Origin of the sequence: Bacteroides faecis MAJ27, assembly GCF_900106755.1 — a bacterium.
Lineage (GTDB): Bacteria > Bacteroidota > Bacteroidia > Bacteroidales > Bacteroidaceae > Bacteroides > Bacteroides faecis.
On sequence record NZ_FNNN01000002.1, the window covers coordinates 188537 to 211586 of the forward strand.

The window sequence follows — 23050 nt, forward strand, 5'->3', positions numbered from 1 at the left end:
AGGGCTTCGCTCGTTTTCAAGACGACGGATGCTTAGGTTCTACCTTATTATAATATAAGAAGGGCTGCCTCATTTCTATTTGGGAGCAGCCCTTCTTGCTTTTTCCGGTTTATCTCTAATGCATACTTTGATTCATTTGGATAGACTTTTTGAAGATAAACCCTTTTGTTGTGTGCTTTGGGGATGAGCAGCCTTACGGCATTTCTGTTTCCATTTGGAATTTACGGCTTACTTTCATCAGATTAATGATGTAAGTCACTACATTTTGCGCTTCCTGCACCATAGTCAGATAAACCATACTTACCCGGATGCTGCCCGCTTGACTCTGGATGCGTTGCAATTCTTTGCGTTTCAGTTGCGAGAGTTGTCCGTTGAGGTCGTTGGCACGACGGATTTCTTCTTCCATATTCTGATAATCGTTGTTTTCCAGCTTCTTGCGGCATTGCTGAATCAAGTAGGTGATGTCTTCGGCTACATCGCTGAATTCACCTTTTTGAATGGCGTCAAGAGGGTTGAAGTTATTGTCGATGTGTTCGAGGCAAGGCTCGCAGAGGCGCGAGATGCTGTATACCAGTTCGCTGGCGAAGTCGTTGCCCTGGTAGTAGTAAAGCCCTTTTTCGAGCACGGTGTTGTTGTCGAGACGGCACATGGCTACGGTTCCGGTGCGTTTCATCTGTTTGATGAGTTGCTTTTCGAATTTCGTAGAGCCCATGGCACGGCGCAGTCCGCGCAGGTTTTCGTGAATGAAGGAGGTGACGGTCAGTTCGAAATTCGTTTCGGCGTATTCCAGTACTTTGGCGAGTTCCTCCCGGGTATGTTTACGCATCAGTTGCAGGGCCTCTTCGCTGTCGGAAGTTTGCATCAGTTGTTTCAGCGTTTCGTTGCCTTGCTCTTTCGCTTTGCGTTTTTTGTACATCACTTGGCTGCGGATCAGGATGAAGATGGCGATTCCGATCAGTGCGATGATGGAGATGTTGCCACCGTAGTGCAGCACGAGAGCTACGAAGAAACAGATGGTGAAGGCGGCTCCGGCAGTGATGAACCAGCCACCGATGACGCTCAGAACGCCTGTGATACGATAAACGGCAGAATCACGTCCCCATGCACGGTCAGCGAGCGAGGTACCCATCGCTACCATGAAAGTGACGTAGGTAGTGGAGAGGGGCAGTTTCAGTGATGTTCCCAAGGCGATGAGCAGTCCGGCGAGAACGAGGTTGACAGAGGCACGGACGAGGTCGAAAGCGGCTCCGTCGGCTATGATGGCTTCATTTTTACGGAAACGGGAGTTGATCCATTGTTTTGCGCCTTCGGGCATGATGCGGGAGGTTCCGTTGGCAAGAGCCATGCTGAAACGGACCAGTGTGCGTGCCATCGGTGTGCTGCCGAAGTTTTCTTCTCCTTCGTCCTGTCGGGAAAGGTCTACCGAGGTTTTGATAACGGCATGTGCCTTTTTAGAGGTACAGAGGGCGAAGACCATGATGGTGCCCGCTCCGATCAGGAAGTACCAAGGGGTTTTGGCAGGACCCAGCAGCGAAGTCATCAGGAAGCTGTCCGGGCTTGTTCCTGTTCCGTTGGTGGTGTAATCTATGAAGGAGGAGTAGCCTGCGAGAGGAACTCCGATGAAGTTGACAAGGTCGTTACCGGCGAAGGCGAGGGCGAGGGCGAAGGTTCCCATCAGTACCACTACTTTGAATACGTTGACTTTGAACCAGTGGAGCACTTGCATCAGTATTGTGAAGAAGACGAAGAAGCTGCCGATCAGCAAGAGGGTGTTGTCTTGTATCCACTGTTTGTTTTCGGGAGTCATGAAGGAGCTGTCTTTCAGCCCTTTGATCAGCATGAAGTAGATGATGGAAGTAGCGGCTATGCCACCGAACAGACCGATGCTGTATTTGATGTTTTTCGTGTAGTTGAACGTGAAGATGATGCGGGCGAGCCACTGTACTAACATACCAAAAAAGAAGGCAATGGCTACGGACACAAAGATGGCCATGATGACGGAAAGGGCTTTGTCGGTATTGATCAGGTCGCCCATGGCGAGAGTGGCGTCATTGTTTACTTTGATCAGGGAGAGGGCGAAGGTGCCTCCGAGCAACTCGAATACCAGCGAAACGGTGGTGGAGGTGGGCATCCCCATCGAATTGAATACGTCCAGCAGGACGACATCGGTCAGCATGACGGCGAGCAGGATACACATGATTTCGGCAAAGTAGAAATGCTCGGGCTGGTAGATGCCGTGCCGGGCAATGTCCATCATACCATTGGACAGGGAGGCACCGATGAAAATACCGATACCGGCAATGAAAAGGATGGTTTTGAACGAGGCGGCCTTGGCTCCTACCGCCGAATTCAGAAAGTTGACTGCATCGTTACTGACACCGACTATCAAGTCGAAGACGGCGAGGACGAACAGGAAAATGATAATGCATAAGTAAATTGTCTCCATAAAGAAAGTTGTGTATGTTATTTTTTTCGGGTGCAAAGGACGGGATTTGAGGTTGCAGGGGGATGTCATACATGTTACATTTGTGTTACAGCGTTCTTTCTTTTGTCTTGAAACAAAAGAAAGAACCAAAGAAAAATTCAAGGCTTACTTTTTTCTCCTACTCGCTTCCTTCACTGCGCTAAAGGGCAGAAACTCGCTACGCTCAAACAGTCTGCCCTTCTTAACGCTTCGTTACGGGCGCTCGCTTGACGGAGAAAAAAGTAGGCCGGGGGAACCATGCAGGGTGGGATGCATGCGGGGGGATGTTTGAGAGGGGAGTATGTAAGATGATAGGGGGATGTGGTGCGGTGGGGTTGTTTTTTGCTATATTGCTTGTGTGGTTGTAGGGCGTTTGTTGCTGATGGCTTGTTAGTTAGAAAAAAGATGTGGGAAAGAAACTTCTTTTTTAATGGATTGTATTGTCGTTTATTTTTAGGGGGAGTTTGAATCGTTGAGTTGGTTTGCTATTGTAACTGGTCACTTATTTATGTACGGATTTGAGCTAGCTGTCTGCATGGATTTGAACTGACTATCCGCATGGCTTCCCCTCTTTCCCGAAGGAGGAGATTTGAGATACTACCGACTTTTTATTCGGCCCCAATAAAGATACTGCTAGCTTCTCATTTAGCTCAAATCCGTACAGAAATAAACTAAATTATAAATTGAGGATTAGGCACGGATTACACGGATTAACACGGTTGTTTTACGTAATCATAGCACTAAAACCGTGTTAATCCGTGTAATCCGTGCCTAAATATATTCTTTTCCGATTCGTTTTGAATGAAGAATTGGTTGCGCTATTACGCTGCAAAGCAATTCTTCATTCTTCATTTCCAAACAGCCATTTGTAGAAATCGTATTGGGCACGGACGTTGGGTGTGCCGGGTGTTTTTTTCTTGAATACGTTTTGCAGGTTTTCGTCTACCAGGCAGGCTTTTTGATTGTCGGCGAGCTGGATATTCAGCATTTCGATCAGGCTGGTGCGCAGGTCGGGATCGAGGATGGGAGTGACGGCTTCGATGCGGCGGTAGAGGTTGCGGCGCATCCAGTCGGGTGAGCCCATATACACTTTGGGGCGGCCTTCGTTGCCGAAGTACCAGATGCGGGCGTGTTCCAGAAAACTGTCGACAATGCGGGTAACACGGATGTTACGGCTGTATGACTGTCCCGGGATGAGGCAGCAGATACCGCGGACGATGAGGTCGATTTGTACGCCGTGCTCGGAAGCCTCGTAGAGTCGGTTGATCATTGTTGGGTCTTGGAGGGCGTTCATCTTGAGGATGATACGTCCGCCTTTGCCTTGGTCGGCAAGGGAAATTTCCCGGTCGATGAGGCGGTTCAGTTCCGGTATGAGGTTGAAGCGGGCGACAAGGAGGGTGGTGAATTTCGGATCTTCCTTGCCTTGCAGGGTGCGGAAGAGGTTGTAGAGGTCGTTCACTATTTCCTTGCGGCAGGTGAAAAGTCCGCAGTCGGCATAGAGGGTGGCGGTCTTCTCGTTGAAGTTGCCCGTGCTGATGTAGGCGTAGCTGGGGATTTTCTCGCCGTTCAGCCCACGACGACGAACGAGGGCTACTTTGGCGTGTACTTTCAGGCCGGGGATGCTATAAATGATTTTGATGCCGGCAGCTTGCATCATTTCGGCGGTGGCGAGGTTGTTCTCTTCGTCGAAACGGGCTTTGAGTTCGACAAATACAGTGACCTTCTTGCCGTTTTGGGCAGCGGCTATCAAGGTGTTGATAACAGCGGAGTTTTCGGCTACCCGGTATTGGGTGACCATTATTTCACGTGTTTCCGGGTTGTGCACTGCTTCGTAGAGGAAGTGCGTGAAGTGCTCGAAGGAGTGGTACGGATAATATAACAGCAGGTCTTTTTTCGCGACGTAGTTGAAGATGGATTCCTTTTCGTCGAGGATGGTCAGCTTCATCGGTTGCGGCTTTTCGATGCGGTGGAGAGACTTGTTCGGGTTGGGCAGATGACGCAGGTCCTCCAGATTCAGATGTTTGTCACCGGGGACAAGTTCGTCACGGTGGATGCGGAAGGCGTCGATCAGAAAGTCGAGGAAGTCCTCCGGCATGGCTCGGTCGTAGACGAAGCGGCAGACGTCGCCTATTTTGCGCTTTTTTACTTTCTTTTTCAGTTGTGCCACGAGGTCGGCGCTGCTGGCGGTGTCGTCTATCAGGATATCGGCATCGCGGGAGATTTTGATGCAGTAGCTGGAGTCGACGTCGTAGCCGGGAAAAATGAGGTTGAGGTTCGCTTTGATGATGTCTTCGGTGAACATGATATAAAAGTGGTTGTCATGGGACGGAAGTTCGATGAAACGGGGCACTTTGGCGTACGGCTGTTTCATGACGAAATAAGATGGCTTCCGGTTGGTGGCGTTCTTTTCATCTTTCAGATAAAGACGGATAGCGAGGTAGAGCCGGTTATCCCGGAGGAAAGAGACAATTTTGTCCTTCGATACGGGCACGGGTTGCAGGTAAGGGAAGATTTCTTCCCGGAAAAAGTCCTTGATAAACTGCTGATGGAAAGGTTCTACATGTCTGTCTTGGTAGAATATGATATGGTTTTTGCGCAGGGCGGGCAGTATCTTTTCTTCATAAATGCGTACACGGTCGTCCAGTTGACGGTTTACTTCATGATTGATTTCTTCTACGAGTTCACGGGCCGATTGTACGGTTTCTTCATCGCTTTCGGTGGCACCGGATGCAACGGCCTTGTGGTCTGCCACCCGAATTTTGTAAAACTCTTCCAGGTTGGAAGAATAGATGGAGATGAAGTTGATGCGCTCGTATAGCGGCAGACGCTCGTCCAATGCTTCGAGCAACACCCGATAATTGAATGAGAGCCAGCTGATATCACGTTTAAAATAATTATATTTGCTTTCCATGTGCTTTAAGATTTTCCCAAATATAGTATCTTTGCAGGACTAAACAAAGAAAATTATGACAAGAATTGGATTATTGTCCGATACCCACGCTTATTGGGACGAAAAGTATCTCGAATATTTTGAGTCATGCGACGAAATCTGGCATGCCGGAGATATCGGTTCGGTAGAAGTGGCCGAGAAGTTGGCGGCTTTCCGTCCGCTCCGGGCGGTTTACGGAAACATAGACGGGCAGGAAATACGGAAGATGTTTCCGCAGGTAAACCGTTTCACGGTAGATGGAGCCGAGGTCTTGATCAAGCATATCGGCGGTTATCCGGGCAAGTACGACCCTTCCGTCATCGGCAGCCTCATGGCTCGTCCGCCGAAACTTTTTATCAGCGGACACTCTCATATATTAAAGGTGAAATACGATAAAACGTTGGACATGTTGCACATCAATCCCGGTGCCGCTGGCATGTCCGGATTCCATAAAGTGCGGACAATGGTGCGCTTTGTCATCGACAACGGAACGTTTAAGGACTTGGAAGTAATTGAACTGGCAGGGTAGATTTCTTACAATTCATTTTGTCACGTCAGATTTCTTTCCGACCTTTGCACGCAGTAAATGAATAACTCAGACGACAATGAAAGGAATTATTCTAGCCGGTGGAAGCGCCACTCGTCTTTATCCGCTTTCCAAAGCGATTTCCAAACAAATCATGCCCGTATACGACAAGCCGATGATTTATTATCCGCTGTCAACGCTTATGCTGGCAGGAATACGGGAGGTGCTGGTCATCTCTACTCCGCGTGATTTGCCGATGTTTCAGGACTTATTGGGCTCAGGTGAGGAGCTCGGAATGTCTTTCTCTTACAAAATACAGGAACAACCTAACGGACTGGCGCAAGCCTTCGTGCTGGGAGCTGATTTCCTGAATGGTGAGGCAGGTTGTCTGATTCTTGGGGACAATATGTTTTATGGACAGGGGTTTTCCGCCATGCTCCGGCGCGCTGCCAGTGTGGAAAAGGGAGCCTGCATTTTCGGCTATTACGTGAAAGACCCTCGGGCTTACGGCGTAGTAGAATTTAACGGGCAGGGAAAAGTCGTTTCTCTGGAAGAAAAGCCATTGGTGCCAAAGAGTAATTATGCCGTTCCCGGACTTTACTTCTACGACGCTACCGTAACGGAAAAAGCCGCTTCTCTCCAGCCTTCGGCTCGTGGAGAATATGAGATAACGGACTTGAACCGCCTGTATCTCGAAGAAGGCACGCTGAACGTGGAACTGTTCGGACGCGGATTCGCTTGGCTGGATACCGGCAATTGCGACAGTCTGCTCGAGGCTTCCAACTTCGTGGCCACCATTCAGAACCGGCAAGGCTTCTACGTCAGCTGTATCGAAGAAATAGCTTGGCGGCAAGGATGGATTTCGTCCGGACAATTGCTGCTGCTCGGACAGAAGCTCGAAAAGACCGAATACGGTAAATACCTGATAGAACTCTCAAAACAACCCTTGAAATAAACATAAATAATCATATATGAAAACTTATCTGGTGACCGGTGCCGCAGGATTTATTGGCGCCAATTATATTAAGTATATCTTGGCCAAGCACAGCGACGTAAAAGTGGTAGTTCTTGACGCCCTGACGTATGCAGGTAATCTGGGAACTATTGCCAAAGATATTGATAACGAACGTTGTTTTTTTATCAAAGGAGACATTTGCAGCCGCGATGTGGTAGACAGCCTCTTTGCCGAATACCGTTTCGACTATGTGGTGAATTTCGCTGCCGAAAGCCATGTAGACCGCAGCATCGAGAACCCGCAACTGTTTCTGATTACAAACATTCTTGGAACGCAGAACTTGTTGGATTGTGCCCGTCGTGCCTGGGTAATGGGTAAGGACGAACAAGGATATCCTACTTGGAGAAAAGGAGTTCGCTACCATCAGGTATCTACCGACGAAGTGTACGGTTCACTCGGAGCCGAGGGCTACTTTACGGAAGAAACTCCGCTTTGTCCGCACAGCCCGTACAGCGCTTCCAAGACAAGTGCGGACATGGTTGTCATGGCTTATCACGACACCTACAAAATGCCGGTAACGATTACCCGTTGTTCCAATAACTACGGTCCCTATCATTTCCCGGAAAAACTGATTCCGTTGATTATCAAGAATATACTCGAAGGCAAACATCTGCCTGTCTACGGTGATGGAAGCAATGTACGCGACTGGCTTTATGTAGAAGACCACTGCAAAGCTATCGACCTGGTAGTGCGTGAAGGCAAAGAAGGCGAAGTGTACAACGTAGGCGGCCACAACGAAGAAACCAATCTTGAGATTGTGAAACTGACCATTGCCACCATCCGTAAACTAATGACCGAGAAACCGGAATATCGTCAGATCCTCAAGAAGAAAGTGAAAGGCGAAGACGGAGAAATATCTATCGACTGGATCAACAACGACCTGATTACTTTTGTCAAAGACCGTCTGGGACACGACCAACGCTATGCGATTGATCCTACAAAGATCACCAACGCTTTGGGCTGGTACCCCGAAACAAAATTTGAAGATGGCATCGTGAAAACAATCGTGTGGTATCTGGAAAATCAAGACTGGGTAGAAGAAGTGACCAGCGGAGACTACCAAGGATATTACGAAAAGATGTACGGAAAATGATTTAAATGAAGAATTAAGAATGAAGAATTAAGAATTATTATGCAGTATAATAGCGCAGCCAATTCTTCATTCTTCATTCTTCATTTAGTTCATTCCTCATTCTTAATTTAAAAAGAATCCTATCGATAGCAAAATACCCATTAACAGCATATTACGTGAAGTTTCGCCTAATATGCTGTTTAGTTTTTTGCCACTGTGTATCCGGACCATTCGTTTCCATGTGAGGAAGTGAGGAATCAGATAGAGTAATGGAAGGAGGGCGGCGTATAAGTGTCCTTCGAAGAGAAACCAAAAGCACAGAAGGCTTGCTGTCATCCCCAGCATCAAATAAAGATAACTTCCGAACTTCTCGCCAAAACGGACGATGACCGTTCGCTTTCCGCTTCGCGCGTCCGCTTCCCGGTCACGGTAATTGTTGACTACCAGTAAGGTATCAATCAGCAGCCCACATATTAAAGAAGCGATTGTGGTGTCTGTCGTCCATGTCAAGGCTTGTACGTAGTACGTTCCGCCTACGGGGACGAATCCGAAAAAGACGATGACCAGAATATCTCCCCAACCGTTGTAGGACAATGGATAAGGCCCTGTGGTATAAAGGAAAGCGAATAGCACGCAGAGAAGTCCTACTATGATTAGCTCCCATCCGGCATAGAACAACAGCGAAGAGCCGATCAGACAGGCAAATAGTACGGTGATGATGATTCCGTTTCGCATGGCTTTCGGTGAAATCCAGCCTTGTGCACAAGCTCGTTCCGGTCCCAGCCGGTCTTCGCGGTCGGTTCCTTTGAGGTAGTCGAAGAGGTCGTTGATAAAATTGGCGGCTATTTGCATCAGGCTGGCGAACAGGCAACAGATCAGAGCAGGCAACCATTGAAAATGTCCATCCATATAGGCAAGTGCACTACCGATCATGACTGGCGTGATAGCTCCTGTCAGAGTTTTAGGACGTGCTGATAATATCCACGCATACAGTGAGTTACGTTTTGCTTCTTCCATGATTTAATATATAATAATAAGTTTTGGCGGACAAAGATACATGATTTTTCCTATCTTTGCGCCTCAAATAGTGGGGGAATGTGTTATTGGTATTCGTTCGCCATCAGTTTGTAATATCAGTTTATAATGTATGAGCCGGTCTGGCATTCGGAATGTAGCCAATAAACTAACGAAAGAAGAAGTGAAAAATAAAAGAAAATGAAGAAAACAAATATCCTGTTCATAGTATTCGTATTGTTCCTGTTCGTTTCTTGTAAATCGAAGAAGAATGTCGTATCGACTTTGCCTCGTCCTGTTCTCAATGTCGATTCTGTCCGTCCTGACAGCTCTGCCATTATTGACGGTCTGTTTACTCCGGATCATTCGCAGCTTGCTGATCTGAAAGTTTCGACGAAACAGCAGAAGAAAACAGTAAAGAAAGAAACCGTCTCCGAACAGGAAGAACGTAACTTAGTTCTTCGCGGAACGAAGATCACGTCCTCCACCGTGAGTGCTTCTTCCGCTTATAGCGGCATCGACCGTGTGGTAGAATATGATTTCACGCACCGTGATGTTCCCGAAGCCTTCGAAGGTTTCCGTATCGCTTTTATTTCCGACTTGCATTACAAAAGCCTGCTGAAAGAGAAAGGCTTAAATAACCTTGTCCGTCTTTTGAACGATCAGAAGCCGGATGTTTTGCTGATGGGAGGGGATTATCAGGAAGGCTGTGAATATGTGGAACCGTTGTTTGCCGCATTGGCCCGTGTGAAAACACCGATGGGGACTTTCGGAGTGATGGGAAATAACGATTATGAACGCTGTCATGATGAAATCATCCGTACGATGAAGCATTACGGAATGCGCCCGTTGGAGCACGAGGTCGATACGTTGCGCAAAGACGGCCAGCAGATTATTGTTGCCGGTGTATGCAACCCTTTCGATCTGAAACAAAATGGCGTGTCGCCTACGCTGGCGCTTTCACCCAACGATTTTGTCATCTTATTGGTTCATACTCCGGACTATGTGGAAGATGTTTCAGTAGCTAACACGGACATTGCTCTGGCAGGGCATACTCATGGCGGACAAGTCCGTGTATTCGGTTACGCCCCGATACAAAACTCTCATTACGGCACTCGCTTTCTGACCGGGCTGGCGTATAATTCAACAAAAATGCCATTGATTGTCACAAACGGAATCGGTACTTCTCAAATGCCTGTCCGTATCGGTGCTCCGGCAGAAATAATAATGATTACCCTTCATCGCCTGAAGGAGTAGATGAACTTTCGTTTATTCCTTTTTGCCGGATATATTCTGTGATGTACTCCCAAACTTTCGGATGTAAAAAATATCTTATATCTTTCTTCTCGTCGAGTGCCTGACGAATAAAGGTAGAACTTATCTCAAAGGTAGGCGAATGAACTAAGCGGACTGTCTCAGGCAGTCCGTTTTCATTTACCGGAAATCCGGGGCGGGGATAGACAAGAATCCGGTTTTCTTTGACAATGCGTTCTGATTGATACCAGCGGTCGAAACGTGTCCAATTATCCGAGCCGATAATTAAATAAAATTCTCGTTCCGGATAGGCTTCGTGTAGCTTTTCCAACGTATGTACGCTGTATGAAGGGCGTGGCAGATGAAACTCAAAGTCCGAGGCATGGAAATGGGGGTATCCTTCTGTTGCAAGCTCCACCAACCGGAGACGCAGCTCATCCGGCCATAGCTCCGTTCCTGCTTTCAGTGGATTTTGCGGGCTGGTCATAAACCAGATTTCATCCAGACCTTCATACTCACAGAGGTAGTTGGCCAGAGCCAGATGTCCGATATGAATCGGATTGAACGATCCGCTGAATATTCCGGTTTTTAGTTTGCTGCTTTCTGCCATTCTTGCCTTTCCTTCTTTCTGATGCTCGTTTTATCTCCTTTTTACTCTTCCTTCTTTGCTTCAGGTTATTCAGCCTTGACTTCTTACTTCAATCTTTTGGCTTCCTTTTCCATCTTTAGCTTCTTTCTCCATTTTGGGAAAACGATTGCTTGTCTGACAGCAATTAAGAAAAAGATGCCAGCGGCTATCCAAAAATGCAGATAAAGCGAAAGAATACCGAATACTATATCGACAATGCCGATAATACCGCACAGATACATAAACTTTTCAGTCGCACCTTCTTGCTTTTCTATGCTTTCTATTCGCTTTTTCAGAGGCTCTTTCATTCCTTCTCCAGAAATTCCCGGATCACTTTCAGCGTTTCAGCCTTTGCTGTCTCCAGATCATCATTGACAATCACCCGGTCAAACTGGGGAGCAAAAGTCATTTCATATTCCGCTTTTGCGATACGGCATTCGATTACTTCGGGATCATCCGTGCCCCGGCCTGTTAGCCGGCAGCGAAGTTCTTCTATGGAAGGCGGTTGTACAAAAATAGACAAGGCACGTTCACCGTAATACTTTTTGATGTTACATCCGCCCACTACATCCAAGTCGAATACCACATTCTGGCCTTTCTCCAGTTGCTTTTCCACTTGCTCTTTCAGTGTTCCGTAATAACGGTCCTTGTACACTTCTTCGTATTCCAGAAACTCGTTGTTCTCAATACGGCAACGAAACTCTTCGGGAGTGAGGAAGAAATATTCAACTCCGTGTTTTTCCGTTCCGCGTGGAGGACGGCTGGTTGCAGAAATAGAGAATACGAGATTTAAATCCTGCGTCAACAGATAGTTGATAATGGTAGATTTGCCCGAACCAGAAGGGGCAGAAAAAATAATTAACTTACCAGTCATGTTGAATGAAGAATGAAGATTTTTTTTACATCACGTTCAGCACTTGTTCCTTGATCTGTTCCAGCTCATCTTTCATCTGCACGACGATTTTTTGCATTTCGGCGTGGTTGGACTTGCTGCCAAGCGTATTGATTTCACGTCCCATTTCCTGAGCGATGAATCCGAGCTTTTTGCCCTGTCCGTTACCGCTTTCCAATGTGCTGATAAAGTATTTCAGGTGATTGGTAAGACGTTGTTTTTCCTCGTTGACATCCAGCTTTTCGATGTAGTAGATCAGTTCCTGTTCCAGCCTGTTTTTATCGTAATCCATGTTCAAAGTCTTTTCGAGCGCATCCGTGATACGTTCTTTGACTTTCTCCACCCGTTCTTTTTCGTAAGGAGTTATCTTTTCGAGCAGTTGGGAGATGTTGGCGATTTTCTCACGGAATTTCTTTTCCAGTGCAGCGCCTTCCTGTTTGCGGAAGTCCACCAGATGTCCGATTGCTTCGAGAACGGTGGCGCGTACCATTTGCCATTCTTCTTCCGAAAGCTCCTGAATTTCAGTTTTAGACATGACATCCGGCATGCGGAGCAGCGTCTGAAACCAGTCGGTCGGTACGGGGATACCGAGGTTTTCCGAGATAGCCTGAATTTGCTTGTAATAGCCTTCCACCAACACCTGGTTGATCGGAGTTGCGCTCTCCGCACTCTCTTTTTTTTCGATCCAGAGGCTGAAATCCACCTTTCCGCGCTCCAGTACTTTGGAGATCTCGTTGCGGATTTCTATCTCTTTTTCACGATAAGCCGGAGCGATGCGAGTGGAAAGATCCATTGCTTTGCTGTTGAGCGACTTGATTTCTACGTTTATCTTTTTATCTGGAAGTTCGGCCGTAGCTTTGCCGTATCCTGTCATCGACTGTATCATAAACTTAAAGTTTTGTGCAAAAGTACATGAATATTTTAAGAATTGGAAATAATCATGTAAATTTGTATGTATATCTGATTATCAGAGACTTATGCGTACTGTTCTTAAAGTTGGTTCATATCTGTCCTAATAAACTAGTCGCAAATATAGCTATTTTCAATGATACATTTAAATAATAGTTGTAATAAAAGACTTTGATTGCAAAAAAATAATGCAAGAAGTATTAGGTTGATGAAATGTAAGCTCTGATCTATTTGGGGCCAAATAGAAATAGAGAGCGTAAGTAATCCAAATAATGAATTGGACTAGATTGTTGCGCTGGAAATAGTGTTAGCTAATATTGGCAGTGAAGCAGTCTCTATTCATAAATATAATAAAAAGGAGAAGAATATTGGGAAATGCCTACTTTTAATGATTCGGTTAAGCAGATTGGAAAGAGTGATGCAACTTCAAAGACAACAGTTTCACTGGTGAATGTGAGGGCAAAATTCTATAATGAAATTGATATCTCCAATGAAGTTTATACGTAGCTTATTAGGAGTAAATATAAAGATGACGTTAATGATAAAGAATAGTTTACTAAATAAGTGCTTTTTTTCAGTACGTAGATAATATGGTGTAATTATATTTTTTTCTTATATTTGGGGCGGTTCTCGGAAAATAGGGTACCATTTTTATTAATTTAAAAAATAATTATATGGAAAACGCAATTGGATGTATCGTAGGAAATGCATATACCTCCATGTTATCCTCCACAGGTAGACATCTTTCTTCTGCCATATGGGGGAAAGTTAGTTGTTTTGTTGCTGGTGCAGTTGCGGGAGCGGGTGTCACTTATTGTGTTATCAAAGGTAAGGAGATAAGAGAAAAATTGCTTACCCTTATGGTAGTTGATCCTAAGATTTCCAAGACATTCATTTTGGATAATCTTTCTCATAAAAGTTGGAAGCATGCAGGGAATATATATAAAATAAACAATTGTACTACAGTTCATATCAGGCTATCTGTTCCTGAGGATAACGGACGCTTTTCAAAAGGTAACAATATTGAGCCGTTGCATAAGTCTTCGGCAGAGCAGACCGTTGGTGCTTCTGATTTATTTGCCGGAGAAGTGCCTAAAGAGCATGACTTGTTTTCTTGCACCCAGCATCTTGAAACAATGTCTCCCCTTCCTAAAGAAAATGCGGCTGATGGACAGCGAACCAGTGAAGTTGTTATTTCTTATCCTGTCTTTTCTAATTCCACTTTTTGCCTTCCTCTGAGCAATGAGATTATTGGTAAATTGTTTAATGGAATGCGGGGTAAGTATTTTCATGAAAAGACATCTCTAGAATTGTTGACTTATGTGTTGACTGGCAGGGGTGAGAAGTCTGAGGGTACCATATCCATTGAATGGATTGCCTCTCCCAGGAGTTTCTCACTGTTCATTGGCATTGTATGTGCTCCATATCACAACAAATGGAAAATGGGCAAATCTCTCTTTACCGGGCGTATAAATAAGAATCCCTCATGTGATTTCTCTAGAATGACCGAACTGGGTTTAGTGGATGATAACAGGGTTTCTCCTGCACTAAAAAAGAATAACTATTTTGTAAGAGAGAAAGATAAGGACTTGAAATTCCTTCTTGTGTTTCTTTATGAACTCTTCTGAAACCATCATTCTGTATTGCTTTATCCACTCCTCTTGTCCCTTCCCAGACAAGGGGAGTTTTTGTTTCCTTGTAAATTATTCCAGCTATTTTCTTGCTATATTTCAGCTATTCTGTATAGCTCTGTTTTAGCTTTTATATATCTGAATATTAGCTTGCTACATCAAAGACAATGTCTATATTTGCCCCGTTTTCAAGCTTGATTACATTATTAAATATAATAAATATGAGAATGGAAAAAAGTATTTTAGATATCCTTGGTATGTCTTTATTCCAGACTACACTCTCTGATTTTTTGGAAGGTCTTAAATTCAGGATGCAGAAGAGTGGTAGCGGAGAAGTCAGGCCGGTAGCGACTTCTTTAAGTAATAAAGGATTGGTATACGGCACGTTCGGACTTGTCTTCGTTCTGGGGTGTTCGGTTTCGACAGCTCAACGCATAAAGAGTAGCGGTGTCATTGATGCAGCTATTTCCCAAAACGGTAAGGTCGTTGTAATTGATGTTGAGCGGGCTTTGGACATATTGAGAGTGTCAAATAAAAAATGGGGGCGCAAGTAGTCTCAGGTAATTAACCGGAATAGACAGTTTCGCTGGAAAATACGCCGGCTGTTTTCAACAGTGGAGCTGTCTGTTCATAAATCAAGAAAGAATCTATGAAAAGTCAATTGACCTTCAATGAAGTTCATACGTAGTTTAATAGGTACAAATCTATGGATGTATAAGATAACCTACTATCAGGTGTATCTTTGTGTAATAGCTTGATTTCAAAAGGATTACCCCTTTGTCTTATTGTTTATATTTGCTCTCGAAAATTTAGAAAGCAACCACTAAAATCTTAGAAGATGGACAGAAATTGGAATCTGTAAATGGCGCAGCACTTCAAAATGATAAGAACGCCTTAGTAGAGTTTCCAAAAGCTGATAAGGAGGCTGAACAAAAAGAATCTTATAATTAACCCGGAGTGATTGCTGGTAGTACATGAGCACTCCATAAAATTAAATTATATGTTGAATAATATAGACATCAAGAAACTCTATGATACTGGAGGCAAATGCAAAGGTTTACCCTCGTTCCCTAGTATCCTAAAATTGGGTAGTAGATACTTAATTCTAAGTGTTGCTGGCTTTGGCCTTTGTTGCCTTCATCATAGGTACAAGAAGCAAATTGAACTAGATGAGGAGGTTTACGCGAACAATGCGGCACTTCAAATCAAGTTGAAACTTAATAATGTTCATATAAATAGTCTAATAAATAAAAGTAAATTACAAAAATGAGATTAATACCTGATTCAAACAACATTGCTCGAATCATCGAGATACCGGGAGTTAAGAAGACAACCGAATACCTTTTTATAGGGACAGGTTTCGCATTGGTTGCTTTAGGTTCTGTTTGTTATCTTATAACGGCGATTAAATCCCACGGTAGGATAAAGGAGCAGAATGATGTATTCGCAAACAAGCAGAGGGAGATTGAAATTGCTTCTTTATGTAAAATGCAAGAGAACGAACAATTTCACATTCATCGTATGCAGGAAGAGCGTAAGCGGATGTCAACAGGTACAAACTGGCAGAATATAAAGAGCGATAACTGTATAAAACGGAATAGGGGAAGCCTAGAGGTAGTAACAGATTTAAGATATTCTTGGAGAATCTTTCAACTAACGACCGGAGGTTTCCACTTACCGAAGAAGGTCCGGGTTGTGAGCCGAATTAATAAGATTAGAACTACTTTTAAAAGGAATCAGTTATGAACTATACAACAACAATCGCATCAGTACTTGGCATAACAGCCGCAGGTTTTATTAGTGTATGGGTCTGTGACCGATTTGTCAAGAGACGTAAGCAGACAAAAAAGATGTCTATCGTATTTGATGATGTGGTGAATGATATGGAAACAGCTATACTGTTACAAACGGCTATTTCTCAAAAACGTACGAGAACTAGGATTACGTCCGGTATGATCAGAAAATGGAATATGATGGCTAAAAAGGGAACGTCCCATAAACAGATTGCCGCCGAGTATGGTGTATCATTGGTTAGTGTAGACAGGTATTTGGCCAGGTCAGGTAGAAAGAAGACCGCCAAAACCGATAAGGCCTATTCCACAGTCCAGATGATTAACAGTGAAGTTAAAAATAACAGATTATTAATTAATAAACATGAGTTATGAGTAATAAAGTAAAGGCAATGTCCCACTCTATAATCGATGTAGGAGGTAAAGTTGGACTAGGGGGAGTTAGTGGACGCTACAAAGGTGCTGCTTCAACTCTTTGGAAAATTGGTGGTTGTCTTGTTATTGGTATAGGTGTAATTGGAATATACGCTTTACCCGAAATTAAGAAAAAGCTTGGACAGGTTAAGATTGACGAAGAGAAAAAGAAAAACGAACTTGAAAATGACAAGGCAAGGGAAGCGAGCAGACTTAAAATGGAAGAAAAAGATCATCAGTGTGATCTGGATATCAAAAAAGCGAAGGAGATCAGTCAGGTAAAGACTGATGAGATATCTAGGGTTATTACGATTCGTCAGGATTTTGGTCTTATGGGAAAAAAAACGGTTGGCGAACAAACGATAGATAAAGAACCTGCTCTTGGTGAGTGGTTACAATGGTTCGATACTCAGTTCCCCATGCCGGGTTACTCCGCTATTCCTCACATCAGCACTATTCTGAACGGTTGTCCTAGTGGCTTCAGGCCTGCCATGCTTCTACATCTGCTTGGAACTTATGGTGCACTCTGTTTCTCGAATGTGCGTGCGCAATATATGGACGGACGGTCTCATTCTCCCAGTTTGCAGGTTGTGATTGTAGGAGCGCAGGGTTCGGGAAAGAGTATCTTTAAAAATGTGTATGAACAGGATCTCTTTCATCGAGTGGTTATGGAGGACCGAGAGAAGGCCAGGAGTAACAAGCCTGACCAGATTATCCAAACGATAGGCAGCGAGATCTCAAAAGCAAGATTATTGGAGCTTGTAGCTGGTAATCATGATGTATACTTCTATTCGATGGAGACGGAGATCGATACCGTACGTCAATCTTTCGCCAAAGGTGGCGGACTTTCCAGTGACTTGTTACGTAAAGCATTCTCCAACGAGAGTATTTCTTTGGACAACAAGCATACCCGTAATGAATGTCGCGGTACATTTCTCGTGTATTTCAATTACACCTTCACCGGGACTCCCAAGGCTGTCAGACGTTTCTTTAAAGAGGAGGAGTATGAAGATGGAACCGCCTCACGTGTTTGTTTTTGTGCAATTCCCGAACTGGGTCATTCAATTCCGGAGTTTGACTTACCGGAGGGTGAAGAACTGGAGAAAATACGTGACCGGATTGACAAGTGGCGTGAACAGTATTGCTTCAGAAGAACAAAAGAGGGTATTGATATTCCTGCCAACGAACACCGGACAGATCTCTCTTATGTATTCGGTACTCTGAAGCATTGGATCGAGAAACAGAAGGAGATGGGTGACGAGACAAGAAAAGAAGTTTCCCTTCGCATGGCCACTGTCGCCTTCCATGGTGCCATAGTGCTGCATATGCTCGCCGGTGAACCCGGGAAAGACGTTCCGAAGACATGTAGGGCGATTTGTAAGTTGACCGAATATCTTGCCAACCACTGCATGGAACGTTTTCTCTGCCAGTATTACAAGGGAGTGTACCCGAAGATGGGTATGCCAACCGAATCACGGCCGGGACGAAGATTAACAGACGAGGAAATTGACTGCTGGTATCCTTTGTGGAAAACTCTCGATGAAAATGGTAATCAGCTGGGTTATGGAAGGATAGCCAAACTGATTGGAGTGAGTAAGAATGATGTGAGAAATGCTTTTAGAAAGTATGAGAGAGAAATCGGATTAAGTTAATACGGATAAGGAGGACATAACCGAATGGTGTTCTCCTTTTTTCTTTTTTAGGGGTGTAAATGCCGTTTCATAGGGGTGTAAATGCTGAATGTATGAGTATTTTATTAATTCAGCATATTATAACGAATAGCATTGTACATCAATTACTTATAAATGAAAAGACTATCTATCCTTATAGGGTGTAAAACGCTACACCCTAAATATGATAATGGACATGATGACAATAACTCATACGCTCTTAATCTAGTAGTCAAAATAGAGTTTGTCTTTTGTCGAGTAAAGTCTTCTTAATCTGATTTCCACACTAGTGTAGTTCAATAATAAACTTATATATCTTTACTTGTTTCGAAACAGCACTAAAGGTCCTTGCTCAGGTGTATATTAAGGTGTACTAACCGATTTTTAGTATATTATCAATGGCACTTTGAAAACACCTAAGATAACTATCGAAACTAATTTCTCCCGATACTCACTGAGGTTCCATTTTCATCAACTCCCTTTTGTATTATGAGCAACCGGGCTCTGCATTGAATGGTTGTTAAGAACTGATCTGTCCAGCCCACCTATGGCTTATTTACGAAAAGTATGGAAATCCGGACAGGTTATTGAAACAGGTACCGGTGGACGCTATACAGGAGGGGAATGCGCAATATGAAATATTTGTAGAAACAACAGAAAACCAATTCGGGAGATATCTTTTTAATCGTCCGAATACTAGTATGAATAATTATATAAAATTAAAAGAAAATTATGAATAAAAACAATAAAAAACAGCCGTTCGAAAAAGAGATCGACGGCAGAAAAATGAGATATTGTGGAATATATAATATCTGGGTAAACCGTGAAGGTACATATGCCTATAGGGAATATAAAGACCCAGCCTGGAACCATGCCTTGCAAATCCATACCCGCCCGGACGGAAGTAAATATCTGGATACGAAAAGCCATGGAGAAATACCTCTTGATGAAGCTGTAGCCATCTGTTTCAGTCCTATGCCCCGGGATGGCAGGAAATATGTACCGGTTCATAAGGATAATAATCCGGGCAATTGTCATGCCTTGAATCTTACATGGAAACAGGTCCCGAAGTATTCTCCGATCGACAAGGAAAGAAAGCTGGATAACGGACTGGTGGTACGGTCGGATGGTACCATACTTGATAAAAGGAAAAAACTGTTTGTAGTCACGGTAATCGGTGACAGCGATACGGATCGGCTGGTTTCTGTGGATCCTTACGTATGCTATTATCGTAAGAACCGTTATGGTTCTATTGACGAGAGACGTGCGCGTGTTGATGCTCTTATGGCGGAAGCCGAATTTGTAGCCGGTGATAACTCTCTGATGAGCAGGCCGCGGGTACTGCATAAGGATCAGGATTACCTGAATTACAACTCCTTCAATCTTGAATGGGCGGAAGAGGACAGTCCGGAGTATCAGGCTTATATGTGGCAGAAAAAGGAAGATATGGACCGGTTGACCATTCAGGAGAATCCGAATCATCCCAATCCCTTAATGAAACCTCTACATTAATGCCAGTTATAAAAAACATGTCTTATGGATGAGAAGACAACTATTTTCCGGAGAGCCGTGAAAAATATGATTCTGTTGGACTGTCGGGAATTATAAACTGGCTATTAGTTGATATGACAAGATTAGTCGGTCGTAGGACTGGAACTGTGTATCAAGTATTAAATAAATTATTAACGACGAACTTTTAAAAAATAACTAGTATGGCACTGAATAAAAGTACAGGGAATATGTATGCTTTCGTTTCACATACATATAACCCGTTGAAAGGTGAATGTGAACACTCCTGTGCGTATTGTTTTATGAGACGTAAACTTTTCCTGCCTCCCTTGCATCTGGAGCTGAAGGAATTGAAAGTGAATCTGGGTGAAGGCAACTTTATCTTTGTAGGCAGCAGTACGGATGAATGGGCAGCTAATGTCCCGTCAGAATGTGTTCACCCCAGCAGGAGAATATTGGTCGTAACTCACGATACGACATTGCTCTCCCCGAGCCGATAGCAAATGAGCTAAGGATGTTGAAAGCAAAATTGGAGAAATCTACCAAATTGAGGTTAAGGCGAATGCTTTGTGTTGGATGAGATAGATATGTGACGGATTTTTTATACTGAAAAAAGAAATCTTAGGAAAGTTCAGTGAATCGGAAATCTGTTGTATGGAAAGCTTTGGGAGTATAAAAAACAAGAATTAGTTATTAAAATAAGGTAAAGCAACAAGTTATTTCGATTATTGTATGTTCTGTAGTGAAGAAATAATGAAATGTGAATTATGGAGAGTGATTATTGTTAAATTCAGATAAAACGTTTTATTCAGATCATTCAATATCTATAAGTTTACGTTTGATTATAATTTATTTAGAGAAATAATTTTGTATGGCAACAGTAAAAGTAAAATTCCGTGCATCTTCCGTTGCTACGAAAGAAGGTACACTTTTCTATCAAGTGATTCATAAACGTATAGTAAGACAAATACATACCGGATACAAGTTGTTTCCTGCAGAATGGGATGCGATACATTCGGAGGTTATTCTACCTTCAGCAACCAGTGAAAGTCGAAGAGATTACTTGCTTTCTTTGAAGAATTCTCTGATGGAGGATAGTATAAGACTGAAGAATATTATTACTCGTCTTGAACGTTCAGGCATTGCTTATACTTCGGATAGTCTGGTGGAGCTTTATTGTGCATCCACAGAGAATAATGGTTTTGTATCCTTTACTCTAAATCTTATCAAAGAGTTAAATCAAGTCGGGAAACACCGTACTGCTGAAACTTATATGACTACATTAAACAGCTTCATACGTTTCCGTAAAGGGAAAGATGTCCTGTTGGAAGAAGTTGATTCCAGTTTGATGATGAAATATGAGAGCTTTTTAAAATCTACTGGTATTTGTCCGAATACCACCTCTTATTATATGCGGAATCTTCGGGCTATTTATAATCGTGCTGTGGAGAAGGACTTGACGGTTCAGCGAAGTCCTTTTAAATATGTATATACAGGGATAGACAAGACGGTTAAACGTGCTATTCCGTTAGAGGAGATTCGCCGTTTGAGGGAGCTTGATTTAACAAAGAGTCCTTCTCTGGCTTATGCAAGGGATATATTTATGTTTTCTTTTTACACGCGTGGTATGTCATTCATTGATATGGCTTTTTTGAGAAAGAAAGACTTGCAGAATGGTATTTTGTCTTATCGCCGACAGAAGACAGGGCAACAGTTGTTCATCAAATGGGAGAAGCCAATGCAAGAAATAATTAACAAGTATGATACTCAGGGGAGCCCTTACCTACTACCTATTATACGAGATATGGAAGTGGACGGAAGGAAACAGTATAAAAAAACTGCCCATTTGGTGAATCTAAAACTGAAGAGACTTGGGATGCAGTTAGGATTATCCATACCTTTAACTACATATGTTGCCCGCCACGCCTGGGCTAGTATTGCCAAAAGTAAAAATATCTCCTTGTCTGTTATCAGTGAAGCTATGGGACATGACTCGGAGAACACTACTCGCATTTATCTAGCCTCATTGGATGCTTCTTTGGTAGACAAGGCGAACAGTCTTATTCTTAAGTCATTGTAGAGATGAGATAATCTACAATATAGCCATGAAACTGTAAATCGGCAATATGTATCAAAGGATATGTATGGTTTACTGTTATTTTTTTTGCATATTAAAACTTTCCTAAAGCAAGGGTATAACAAAGTAAAACGGGAATTCGGAACGGTTTAATAGTCATTAATGATATCGCACTAGCTATTAAAGAGAAACTACAAGAAGGGATAATATTGATATAAGCTAAATATGTTTAGCAAAATATGGTTCTCTCTATAAGAGAAATACTAACGGGCACAAAGGTACGTAATTTATTGGAAATAATAGCATAAAACATATATAATCTTGGGTAATTGCTTCTTCTAGAGAAGGATTTACTTAACAGATGTTTAATCATTATCAATTATATAATGATTATAACTATCTGATATTTAAACTATTGAATTAAATATTACATCTTTTTATTTATCTTATAGAGAGAAATAAAAAGTAAGGTTGTAAATAGACCTTGAATGCATCTTGTATGGTGAAGATGAAAAAGTTTAATAATAGTGGGGAGAGATCTCTAACTTTTGTGAAATATGATGATAACTACTTGATATATAGCGTTGTATGTAATCAGGTAGGATTAGAACTATTGGCTTGAGGTTTTATGGCGCTCCTGAAAGATGAACAACGGATGCATTGGTATGTGATGCGTGACCTCAAACGCCCTAACGCCAAGTTACCTGCTTATAAGCAGCTCAGTGATGAACATCTAGAAGTATTTACTCCTATGCAATGGCGGTTAAAGTTGAAAAATGGTAAACGAATCCGTGAAGAAGTACCGTTTATGCAGGACCTGCTTTTTATCCACGATACAAGAGAAGTTCTAGATATGTTTGTTCGTAAAATACCGACCCTTCAATATCGTTATCAGAAAGGTGGCGGTTATTGTCAGCCTATGATGGTTGCCGATTTGGATATGGAGCGTTTTATACGTGCTGTCAGAGGTTCGGAAAATCCTAAATATTATTTACCTGAAGAGATAAGCGATACAATGTATGGTCGTATGATCCGTATTATTGGAGGTCCTTTTGAAGGTTATGAAGGCCGTCTGCTTACTACTCGTGGTTCTAAAGTCAAACGTCTTCTTGTCGAACTGCCTAATTTCTTTTCGGTGGGTGTAGAAGTAAATCCTGATTTGATAGAAATAATATAATTATGTACGATTATATACTATTATTCTAGTTGTTTATAATCAGCGTTGTAAGAATATATGATAATTAATTGGGGGATTT

The 23050-nt window shown here is 43.1% G+C and carries 19 protein-coding genes; 12 read left to right on the forward strand and 7 right to left on the reverse strand.

The genetic code is table 11. The features are described 5' to 3' along the window. Window positions 1–193: 193 nt before the first annotated feature. Together BLW31_RS02680 and BLW31_RS02685 are read right to left on the reverse strand one after the other, a co-directional pair. On the reverse strand, window positions 194–2446 hold the full coding sequence (locus tag BLW31_RS02680) for an inorganic phosphate transporter (protein ID WP_010539263.1): 2253 nt from the start codon (window positions 2444–2446) through the stop codon (window positions 194–196). A gap of 859 nt (window positions 2447–3305) precedes the next feature. Beyond that, a complete protein-coding gene (locus BLW31_RS02685) occupies window positions 3306–5375 on the reverse strand; it encodes an RNA degradosome polyphosphate kinase (protein ID WP_010539262.1) in 2070 nt (689 codons plus the stop codon). 55 nt (window positions 5376–5430) lie between these two features. Here BLW31_RS02685 and BLW31_RS02690 point away from each other — a divergent pair, with 55 nt between their 5' ends. The 3 genes from BLW31_RS02690 to rfbB all read left to right on the forward strand — a co-directional run bounded on the left by BLW31_RS02690 (window position 5431) and on the right by rfbB (window position 8027). Continuing rightward, window positions 5431–5922 carry a metallophosphoesterase family protein gene (locus tag BLW31_RS02690; protein ID WP_008766431.1) on the forward strand — a complete coding sequence of 164 codons (492 nt, stop codon included), beginning with the start codon at window positions 5431–5433 and terminating at the stop codon, window positions 5920–5922. A gap of 76 nt (window positions 5923–5998) precedes the next feature. Further along, window positions 5999–6874, forward strand: a complete 876-nt coding sequence (gene rfbA / locus BLW31_RS02695; RefSeq protein WP_010539261.1) for a glucose-1-phosphate thymidylyltransferase RfbA — start codon at window positions 5999–6001, stop codon at window positions 6872–6874. 16 nt (window positions 6875–6890) lie between these two features. Next, window positions 6891–8027 (forward strand): dTDP-glucose 4,6-dehydratase, encoded by a 1137-nt coding sequence (gene rfbB, locus BLW31_RS02700; protein WP_010539260.1) that lies wholly within the window; start codon window positions 6891–6893, stop codon window positions 8025–8027. Between the two features lie 102 nt (window positions 8028–8129). Here the strand turns inward: rfbB and BLW31_RS02705 are convergent, their stop codons facing one another. Continuing rightward, a complete protein-coding gene (locus BLW31_RS02705) occupies window positions 8130–9023 on the reverse strand; it encodes a 1,4-dihydroxy-2-naphthoate polyprenyltransferase (RefSeq protein ID WP_010539259.1) in 894 nt (297 codons plus the stop codon). A gap of 198 nt (window positions 9024–9221) precedes the next feature. Here BLW31_RS02705 and BLW31_RS02710 point away from each other — a divergent pair, with 198 nt between their 5' ends. Beyond that, the gene (locus tag BLW31_RS02710; RefSeq protein ID WP_010539258.1) at window positions 9222–10277 is read left to right on the forward strand and encodes a metallophosphoesterase; all 1056 of its coding nucleotides are present in this window, start codon (window positions 9222–9224) and stop codon (window positions 10275–10277) included. Here BLW31_RS02710 and nadD read toward each other — a convergent pair. The 4 genes from nadD to BLW31_RS02730 form a co-directional block, all read right to left on the reverse strand. Then, entirely contained in the window at window positions 10252–10884 is a 633-nt protein-coding gene (nadD, locus tag BLW31_RS02715; RefSeq protein ID WP_010539257.1) for a nicotinate (nicotinamide) nucleotide adenylyltransferase, read from the reverse strand. The genes BLW31_RS02710 and nadD overlap by 26 nt on opposite strands. An 83-nt stretch (window positions 10885–10967) precedes the next feature. Continuing rightward, window positions 10968–11210, reverse strand: a complete 243-nt coding sequence (locus BLW31_RS02720; RefSeq protein ID WP_010539256.1) for a hypothetical protein — start codon at window positions 11208–11210, stop codon at window positions 10968–10970. After that, the gene (gmk, locus tag BLW31_RS02725) at window positions 11207–11776 is read right to left on the reverse strand and encodes a guanylate kinase (RefSeq protein ID WP_010539255.1); all 570 of its coding nucleotides are present in this window, start codon (window positions 11774–11776) and stop codon (window positions 11207–11209) included. Before gmk ends, BLW31_RS02720 begins: the two co-directional genes overlap by 4 nt. 25 nt (window positions 11777–11801) lie before the next feature. Then, window positions 11802–12680: a YicC/YloC family endoribonuclease gene (locus BLW31_RS02730; protein WP_010539254.1), complete on the reverse strand. Its 879-nt coding sequence runs from the start codon at window positions 12678–12680 to the stop codon at window positions 11802–11804. A gap of 697 nt (window positions 12681–13377) precedes the next feature. Here BLW31_RS02730 and BLW31_RS02735 point away from each other — a divergent pair. The 8 genes from BLW31_RS02735 to BLW31_RS02780 all read left to right on the forward strand — a co-directional run bounded on the left by BLW31_RS02735 (window position 13378) and on the right by BLW31_RS02780 (window position 22971). Continuing rightward, the gene (locus BLW31_RS02735; RefSeq protein WP_010539253.1) at window positions 13378–14331 is read left to right on the forward strand and encodes a hypothetical protein; all 954 of its coding nucleotides are present in this window, start codon (window positions 13378–13380) and stop codon (window positions 14329–14331) included. A 230-nt stretch (window positions 14332–14561) separates the two neighbouring features. Further along, window positions 14562–14888, forward strand: a complete 327-nt coding sequence (locus BLW31_RS02740; RefSeq protein WP_029425697.1) for a DUF3853 family protein — start codon at window positions 14562–14564, stop codon at window positions 14886–14888. A gap of 1188 nt (window positions 14889–16076) precedes the next feature. Next, on the forward strand, window positions 16077–16499 hold the full coding sequence (locus tag BLW31_RS02755) for a sigma-70 family RNA polymerase sigma factor (protein WP_010539249.1): 423 nt from the start codon (window positions 16077–16079) through the stop codon (window positions 16497–16499). Then, window positions 16496–18190: a DUF3987 domain-containing protein gene (locus tag BLW31_RS02760; protein WP_010539248.1), complete on the forward strand. Its 1695-nt coding sequence runs from the start codon at window positions 16496–16498 to the stop codon at window positions 18188–18190. Before BLW31_RS02755 ends, BLW31_RS02760 begins: the two co-directional genes overlap by 4 nt. A 750-nt stretch (window positions 18191–18940) precedes the next feature. Continuing rightward, window positions 18941–19720, forward strand: coding sequence for a hypothetical protein (locus BLW31_RS02765; protein WP_010539247.1), 780 nt, complete (start codon window positions 18941–18943; stop codon window positions 19718–19720). A gap of 200 nt (window positions 19721–19920) precedes the next feature. Then, window positions 19921–20217: a radical SAM family protein gene (locus tag BLW31_RS02770; protein ID WP_010539246.1), complete on the forward strand. Its 297-nt coding sequence runs from the start codon at window positions 19921–19923 to the stop codon at window positions 20215–20217. Window positions 20218–20588: 371 nt separating this feature from the next. Beyond that, window positions 20589–21797: a tyrosine-type recombinase/integrase gene (locus BLW31_RS02775; protein WP_010539245.1), complete on the forward strand. Its 1209-nt coding sequence runs from the start codon at window positions 20589–20591 to the stop codon at window positions 21795–21797. A gap of 625 nt (window positions 21798–22422) precedes the next feature. Further along, the gene (locus BLW31_RS02780; RefSeq protein ID WP_010539244.1) at window positions 22423–22971 is read left to right on the forward strand and encodes a UpxY family transcription antiterminator; all 549 of its coding nucleotides are present in this window, start codon (window positions 22423–22425) and stop codon (window positions 22969–22971) included. Window positions 22972–23050 lie beyond the last annotated feature (79 nt).